The sequence below is a fragment of the Kitasatospora sp. NPDC036755 genome (genome assembly GCF_040636595.1).
In the GTDB taxonomy this organism is placed as follows: Bacteria; Actinomycetota; Actinomycetes; order Streptomycetales; family Streptomycetaceae; genus Kitasatospora.
Window position 1 is genome coordinate 24,841 of sequence record NZ_JBEZUT010000067.1, and the last position, 6,056, is coordinate 30,896.

General features: G+C 74.1%; 6 protein-coding genes. 3 read left to right on the plus strand and 3 right to left on the minus strand.

Annotated elements, in window-relative coordinates; all coding sequences use genetic code 11:
• Positions 1-402 precede the first annotated feature (402 nt).
• Both AB0E96_RS13095 and AB0E96_RS13100 read left to right on the plus strand, forming a co-directional pair.
• On the plus strand, positions 403-1,821 hold the full coding sequence (locus tag AB0E96_RS13095; RefSeq protein ID WP_359822247.1) for an MFS transporter: 1,419 nt from the start codon (positions 403-405) through the stop codon (positions 1,819-1,821).
• An 88-nt stretch (positions 1,822-1,909) separates the two neighbouring features.
• Positions 1,910-2,068: a hypothetical protein gene (locus AB0E96_RS13100; protein WP_359822250.1), complete on the plus strand. Its 159-nt coding sequence runs from the start codon at positions 1,910-1,912 to the stop codon at positions 2,066-2,068.
• A 289-nt stretch (positions 2,069-2,357) separates the two neighbouring features.
• Here AB0E96_RS13100 and AB0E96_RS13105 read toward each other — a convergent pair whose 3' ends face one another.
• From AB0E96_RS13105 to AB0E96_RS13115, 3 genes are all read right to left on the minus strand, one after another.
• Positions 2,358-2,708, minus strand: coding sequence for a hypothetical protein (locus tag AB0E96_RS13105; RefSeq protein ID WP_359822252.1), 351 nt, complete (start codon positions 2,706-2,708; stop codon positions 2,358-2,360).
• Between the two features lie 86 nt (positions 2,709-2,794).
• The gene (locus tag AB0E96_RS13110) at positions 2,795-3,694 is read right to left on the minus strand and encodes a hypothetical protein (RefSeq protein WP_359822255.1); all 900 of its coding nucleotides are present in this window, start codon (positions 3,692-3,694) and stop codon (positions 2,795-2,797) included.
• Positions 3,695-3,742: 48 nt separating this feature from the next.
• The gene (locus AB0E96_RS13115) at positions 3,743-4,024 is read right to left on the minus strand and encodes a metal-sensitive transcriptional regulator (protein WP_359822257.1); all 282 of its coding nucleotides are present in this window, start codon (positions 4,022-4,024) and stop codon (positions 3,743-3,745) included.
• A gap of 304 nt (positions 4,025-4,328) precedes the next feature.
• Here AB0E96_RS13115 and AB0E96_RS13120 point away from each other — a divergent pair.
• The coding region (locus tag AB0E96_RS13120) for a heavy metal translocating P-type ATPase (RefSeq protein ID WP_359822260.1) at positions 4,329-6,056 on the plus strand (1,728 nt) is incomplete at its 3' end.

Consider the following 6,056-nt stretch of genomic DNA (forward strand, 5'->3'; position numbering starts at 1 on the left):
TGATCCGGACGTGATCCGGTTCCCGGGGTGACGGCGCGGGGCCGGCCGGGTGCCGGTGCCCTCCACCGCGCGCGCGGGCCGCGGCCGGTCTCCGGACGCTCGTCGTGACGTTCCGACCGCCGCCGGGGAGGCGGTCGGAACGTCACGACGATCCTGCGTGACGCCTCGTGGAACCCCGTCGGTGGTCGCGGCACCGCCGCCCGCGGCCGCGCCCTGTCCGAATACCCCCCACCCCTATCGTTTCCGTTGACTGAACCTTACCCCCCTAGGGTATGTTCTCGGTCGTCCCCACCGGCCCGTCGACCGGCATACCTCCCGTATGCCCGGCGGAAGTTGACGGCCGGCGGCGCCCGCCGCGGGCTCCCGCCCCGGCCGGTACCCCTGACGGATAGGGAGCAAGAGATGTCAACCGACAGCACCGGGCCGAACCCCCGGAGGTGGCGCGCGCTGGCGCTGATCGCCGCCGCGCAGTTCGTGGTGATCATGGACACCTCGATCATCGGGGTGGCCCTGCCCGAGATGAAGGACGCCCTCGGCTTCGGCCGGGAGGACCTGTCCTGGGTGTTCAACGCGTACGTGGTCGCCTTCGGCGGCCTGCTCCTGCTCGGCGGACGGCTCTCCGACCTGCTCGGCGCCCGCCGCCTGTTCAGCGCCGGCTGGGCGGTCCTCGGCGCGGGCTCACTGCTCGCCGGCCTCGCCCGGGACGTCCCGACCGAGCTGGCCGGGCGCGGCGTCCAGGGCCTCGGCGCCGCACTGATCGCCCCCTCGGCGCTCACCCTGCTGATGACGCTCTTCGGCGGCAACCCGAAGGAACTGACCAAGGCCTTCGCACTGTACGGCGCGGCGGCCCCGGCCGGCGGCACCGCGGGGGTCTTCCTCGGCGGCCTGATCACCCAGTACATCAGCTGGCCCTGGGTGTTCTACGTCAACATCCCGGTGGCCGTGGTCGCCCTGCTCGCCACCCCCGTGCTGATGCCCGCCGCGCCCCGGCGCGGCGGCGGCGTCGACATCGTCGGCGCGCTCACCGTCACCGGCGGCCTGGCCGCCGCGGTGTACGCCGTGGTCCGCGCCCCGGTGGAGGGCTGGGCCTCGGCGCCGACCCTGCTGACGCTGGCCGGCGCGGCCCTGCTGCTGGTCGCCTTCGTGGTCGTCCAGGGCCGGCGCCGCGAGCCGCTGATGCGGCTGGGCATCTTCCGGGTGCCGAACCTCGGCGCGGCCAACCTCGCCCAGTTCCTGCTCGCCGCGGCCTGGGTGCCGATGTGGTTCTTCCTGAACCTCTACCTCCAGCAGGTGCTCCACCTCGGCGCCTTCGCCAGTGGCGCGGCCCTGCTGCCGATGACCGTCGCCATCATGGCCATCATGATCACCCTGGCGCCCCGGCTGATCGCCCGGTTCGGCCCCAAGCCGCTGGTCGTCACCGGCATGCTTGCGCTCGGTGCCGGGCTGATCGGGCTCGCGTTCGCCCGCCCCGACGGCGGTTTCTGGACCGACGTGCTGCCCGCCTCGCTGCTCGCCGCGACCGGCATGGCGCTCGCCTTCATCCCCTCCCTCGGCACCGCGATCTCCAGCGCGCCCCCGGAGGACGGCGGCCTCGCCTCCGGAATCGTCAACACCGGCTACCAGGTGGGCTCGGCGCTCGGCCTGGCCGCGATGACCGCCCTGGCCGGCGCCCGCACCCCGGACGCCACCGTCGAGGGCCTCACCTCGGGCTTCTCCGCCGCCTTCCTCGGCTCCGCGGCGATCGCCGTGGTCGGCGGACTGCTCGCGGCGGCCACCCTGCGCACCCCGCGGCCCGGGGTCGAGGAGTCCGCGGCCGCGTGAGGCCGTCCACCGTCCCGCCCGACCGCCGGGGACCACGTCGACCGACACGGTCCCCGGCGGTGGCGACCCCGCGTCGAAGGAGCACCCGATGACCCGCCGCGAAGCCACCACCGTCCTGCTGCGCGCCGTACGCCACCCCGCCACCCGCTGCCTGGTCGTCTGCCTGGCCCGCGCCGTCGAAGCCGCCGCCGAAGCCGCCGCCGAACCGTCCCGAGGTGCGGCCGGGCGCGGCTGCCCGGGGCGCTGACCACCCCGCGGTGCGGGCGGTGCGAGAAGTCGGCCGGACCGACTTCTCGCGCGGTGTTTCGTCGGCGCCGCGAGAGGGCTCGGCCGCTGTGGGGCACCACCGAGATCGGCGGACTCGCCGCCTTCCTGCTCTCCGACGACGCCGCCTACGTCAACGGCGAGTCGATCCGCATCGACGGCGCCGCCGCCCGCGCCCTCTGGCCAGGGGCTTCCGCGGCAGTGGCGACCAGCGCCACTGCGGCCCGGCTGTTCCGCTGGGCGACTTCGGTCCGGTGTGTCGCCCCTGATGCTCACCGCGGGTCGAGTGCGTCGGCGCGCCGTTTCAGGTCCTCGGCGATGTCGTCCCAGTCCGGGCCGTGCGGGGAGAGGCTGTCGGCCGCCTCGCGCATGAGGGCCGGGTCGTCGAGGCGCTGGAGGACGAGCAGCCGGTAGGCGAGGTTGCGGGCCCGGACCGGTAGGCGGCCGTCCGTGAGCTGCGGGGAGAGTGTGCGGAGCATGGTGAGGATCTCCTCCGCGCCGGCGAAGGTCAGCCGCTCGATGAAGAGGAACTCCTGGTGCTCCCAGTCGAGTTCGCAGGCGGGAGTGGAGCCGTGCTCGTCGCCGTGGAGGCAGCGGGCGAGGTCGGTCAGTGTGCGGTGCATGCCGCGAGCCCATGGCGCGGGGCAACGGGAAAGTGCCGGGCGATCCGTGGCGGATCGCCCGGCACTCCTGTGCGCGGCGGGGGCGGTCAGTGCTGGGGGGTGGCCGCGGTGAGGGTGAACGCGGCGGTGTGGACGGTGTCCTGGTGCCGGAAGTCCAGGAAGAGCCGGTAGCTGCCGGCGCTCGGGGCGGTGGTGGTGAAGCCGATCCCGGGGCCCGGGGCGGTGGTGTCCGGGTGGACGTGGAGGTAGCCGAGGTCGCCGGCGCGCAGGGCGACCAGGTGGCCGTACGCGCCGAGGTAGGGCTGGAGGTCGGTGACCGGCGTGCCGTCCTTGCTGACGTTCAGGGTGAGCGGGCCGCTGTGCCCGGGGGTGAGGTCGCCGTCCAGGGTGACGGTGTAGCCGTCGACGGTGACGGTCCGGCCGGTCTCGGGCAGCGGGGCGGGCCGCAGGTCGCCCGCGGCGTGGAGGTCGGCGCCGAGGGTGAGGCCCTCGTTCCGGCCGGCCGGGGTGAAGTCCGCGAAGACCCGGTACTCCCCGGCGGCGGGGATGTCGGTGGGGGCGCTCCAGGTGCCGTCGGCGGCGAGGGTCGGGTGCAGGTGCTGGAAGGTCGACAGGTCGCGCGGGGCGACGATCAGGTGCAGTTCCTTCTCGTGCTGCCGCTGGTAGGCGGTGACGGGCGTGCCGTCCGTGCCGAGGATGCGGAAGCGCAGGTCGGTGGGGGAGCCGGCGGTGACGAAGGGGGTGTCGACGCTGAGCGTGTAGCCGTCTTCGGAGACCTGCAGCCCGCCGGGCGGGTGTTCGCCGGAGGCGTGCCCGGCGCCGCCGCCGGCCCCCTCCGTCTCCGCCGCGTGCCCCGTATGCCCCGGGTGCCCGGCCATGGCGGGCTTGGGGGAGGGGCTGCCGGTGGCGTGGCCGACGCCGAGGGCGAGGCCGAAGGAGGCGGCCAGGCCGGCCGTGAAGGCGGTGATGCGCAGGGCGGTGTTCATGGCGGGGTCCCCTCGGGGGTCGTAAGGAGGTGTGGGGTGGGGGCGGGCTCAGGCCCGCATGAGTCGGGCGATGGCCTGGGTGGCCTCGGCGATCTTGGCGTCGGCTTCGGTGCCGCCGTCCGCGATGGCGTCGTGGACGCAGTGGGCGAGGTGGGAGTCGAGCAGGTGCAGCGCGACGGACTGGAGGGCCTTGGTGGCGGCCGAGACCTGGGTGAGCGTGTCGATGCAGTAGGTGTCGGCGTCGACCATGCGCTGGAGGCCGCGGATCTGTCCCTCGACGCGGCGCAGTCGGCGCAGGAGCTGGTCCTTGTCGGCGTGGTAGCCGGCCATGCGGCCCTCCTCGGGGGTTCCGTGCGGGCGGTCCGGCCGTGCGGGCGCGCCTTGGCTGCTCGATGCCTCGACGCCCCTGGGGTCCCGGGCGTCGCGGTGTCTCGATGCCCTTGAGTGAATACCCCTTGGGGGTATCGAGTCAAGGGGATCCCGCCCGGGAAAAATACCTGCCGGGGGTATCGCACAACCCTTGTCATCAATACCCCTCGGGGGTATAAATGAACCCGGCACCGCCCGATACCCCTCCGAGGTATGAAGGCCCGGCCGTGGAACGTACCGCAGGACGACGTCACGAGGAGCGACGATGACTACGCAGGCACCCGCCTCAGCGGAGGTGGAACTCACGATCGGCGGCATGACGTGTGCCTCCTGCGCCGCCCGGATCGAGAAGAAGCTCAACCGGATGGACGGGGTCACGGCCAGCGTCAACTACGCCACCGAGAAGGCGAAGGTCTCCTTCGAGGGCGGAGTCGAGGTCGCCGACCTGATCGCCACCGTCGAGGCCACCGGCTACACCGCCGCGCTGCCCAAGCCCCCGGTCGCCGAGGGCGCGGGCGCCGAGACCGCCGGGCCGGTCGACGAACTGGCCCCGCTGCGCCGGCGGCTGTTCACCGCGGTGGCGCTCGCGGTGCCGGTGATCGCGATGGCCATGGTGCCGGCCCTCCAGTTCGACAACTGGCAGTGGCTGTCGCTGACCCTCGCCGCGCCGGTCGTCACCTACGCCGCCTGGCCGTTCCACCGGGCCGCGTTCACCAACGCCCGGCACGGCGCCGCGACCATGGACACCCTGGTCTCGCTCGGCACCCTCGCCGCGTTCCTCTGGTCGCTGTGGGCGCTGTTCTTCGGCGACGCCGGGATGCCCGGCATGCGGCACGGCTTCGAGTTCACCATCGCCCGCGGCGACGGCTCGTCCAACATCTACCTGGAGGCGGCGGCCGGCGTCACCGCCTTCATCCTGGCCGGCCGCTACTTCGAGGCGCGCTCCAAGCGCACCGCGGGCGCCGCGCTCAAGGCGCTGCTGGAACTGGGCGCCAAGGACGTGACGGTGCTGCGCGGCGGAGCCGAGGTGCGCGTCCCGATCGCCGACCTCGCGGTGGGCGACCGCTTCGTGGTCCGGCCGGGCGAGAAGATCGCCACCGACGGCACAGTGGTCGAGGGGGCCTCGGCGGTGGACGCCTCGATGCTGACCGGCGAGTCCGTGCCGGTCGAGGTCGGGGTCGGCGACGGTGTCACCGGTGCCACCGTCAACGCGGGCGGCCGGCTGGTGGTCGAGGCCACCCGGGTCGGCGCGGACACCCAGCTGTCCCGGATGGCCAAGCTGGTCGAGGACGCGCAGAACGGCAAGGCCGCCGCCCAGCGCCTCGCGGACCGGATCTCCGCGGTCTTCGTACCGATCGTGATCACCCTCGCGGTGGCCACCCTCGGCTACTGGCTGGGCACCGGCGAGGGCTGGACCGCCGCCTTCACGGCCGCCGTGGCCGTGCTGATCATCGCCTGCCCGTGCGCCCTCGGCCTGGCCACCCCGACCGCCCTGCTGGTCGGTACCGGCCGCGGCGCCCAGCTGGGCGTCCTGATCAAGGGCCCGGAGGTCCTGGAGTCCACCCGCAAGGTCGACACCATCGTCCTGGACAAGACCGGCACCGTCACCACCGGCCAGATGACCCTGCTCGCGGTGCACACCGCCGAGGGCGTGGACCAGGCCGAGGCGCTGCGCCTGGCCGGCGCCCTGGAGCACGCCTCCGAACACCCGATCGCCCGGGCGATCGCCAACGCCGCCGCCAAGGCCGGCGAACTGCCCGCCGTCGAGGGCTTCGAGAACGTCCCGGGCCTGGGCGTCCAGGGCGTGGTGGACGGCCACGCCGTGGTGGCCGGCCGGGAGGCCCTGCTGAACGAGTGGTCGCAGCACCTGCCCGAGGCGCTGGCCGAGGCCAAGCGCACCGCCGAGGCGGCCGGCCGCACCGCGATCGCGGTCGGCTGGGACGGCGAGGCGCGGGCCGTGCTGGAGGTCGCCGACGCGGTCAAGCCGACCAGC

What these genes read in the sequence shown, in the direction of transcription:
- AB0E96_RS13110 (WP_359822255.1), bottom strand. Translation starts at nt 3,694, where the DNA reads ATGAACACCGCCCTGCGCATCACCGCCTTCACGGCCGGCCTGGCCGCC.
- AB0E96_RS13105 (WP_359822252.1), bottom strand. Translation starts at nt 2,708, where the DNA reads ATGCACCGCACACTGACCGACCTCGCCCGCTGCCTCCACGGCGACGAG.
- AB0E96_RS13100 (WP_359822250.1), top strand. Translation starts at nt 1,910, where the DNA reads ATGACCCGCCGCGAAGCCACCACCGTCCTGCTGCGCGCCGTACGCCAC.
- AB0E96_RS13115 (WP_359822257.1), bottom strand. Translation starts at nt 4,024, where the DNA reads ATGGCCGGCTACCACGCCGACAAGGACCAGCTCCTGCGCCGACTGCGC.
- AB0E96_RS13095 (WP_359822247.1), top strand. Translation starts at nt 403, where the DNA reads ATGTCAACCGACAGCACCGGGCCGAACCCCCGGAGGTGGCGCGCGCTG.